This window comes from Parabacteroides sp. AF18-52 (assembly GCF_003479145.1).
Lineage (GTDB): Bacteria > Bacteroidota > Bacteroidia > Bacteroidales > Tannerellaceae > Parabacteroides > Parabacteroides faecis.
In genome coordinates this window covers 1-978 of sequence record NZ_QUGR01000047.1, presented here as the reverse complement: position 1 = coordinate 978, position 978 = coordinate 1, and the positions used below count along the sequence as shown (strand labels likewise).

At 48.2% G+C, this 978-nt stretch carries 1 pseudogene; it reads left to right on the top strand.

What is annotated here, in order from left to right:
* Positions 1-978, top strand: a pseudogene (locus DWX23_RS24925) (hypothetical protein); the annotation flags it as partial.

Genomic DNA, 978 nt, shown 5'->3' with positions numbered 1-978 from the left:
GAACGAGGTGAGGGTAGGGCGTAGCAGGGCCTTTATCTTTACGCCGCAATTGTTGGGAGAGGGGAAACAACAGCTTTCTTTACCAGCTGTCGTAATCAGCGGCTCGATACGCGACCGTCAGGATCGTCGGGAGGCAGCACTTTCTCTCTGTAAAGAATGTACTGTTCCTTATCTTCGTATACGTGACAGCCGGAATGTTTCTAAAAATATCACTTACCGTATTTCCATACCTTATGCCTCATGGATGCAGCATGCTATGTTGCTATTGAAACAGGAAAGTCGTGAATGTTGCGGCAATGAACTCTTGGCGGTAGATACGCTGCAATGCGATTTGGGTTTGGCTGCTGTGGCAGGTATTCCTCAATTGCCTGTTGTAAAGATGAAACCGCATCCGGAAGAAGCAGTGAAACCGAAAGTCGTAAAACCGGAACCGACAGCTGTTACAAGACCAAAGTCAACAATGGTTTCAACGTCAAAAGTCGCATCTGCAACTACTGAGAGTGTGGTACTCTATTTTGATTACCCGATTGGAAAGGACGATATTCATCCCGACCTAAAAAACAACCGTTACGAGATCGACAAGATCGACCGGTTGATTGCCCCCCTGCAGAGAACGCATTTTGCATCTGTCAAGTCCATCCGTATCTGCGGTTATTGCTCGCCTGACGGTAATTATGGGGATAACGAACGTCTTGCTGAAGCCCGTTCGCGTTTCTTCTCCATTTACCTACGGAGTATGTACGGCGTTCCCCGCGGACTGATAGAGGTTTCTTCGGTGGCGGAAGACTGGGAGGGGTTGGTGGATCTTTTGATGCGTGATAATCCTCCTTACCGTGATGCCGCCTTGCGCGTAATATCCCGCTATGGTATTTTCAACGGACGGGAAAAGTATTTAATGGAATTGCAGGGAGGTTCTCCCTATAAAGATATGCTGAGACATTTTTTTCCGAAGCTGCGGCGCATCGAGGTGATCGTTCG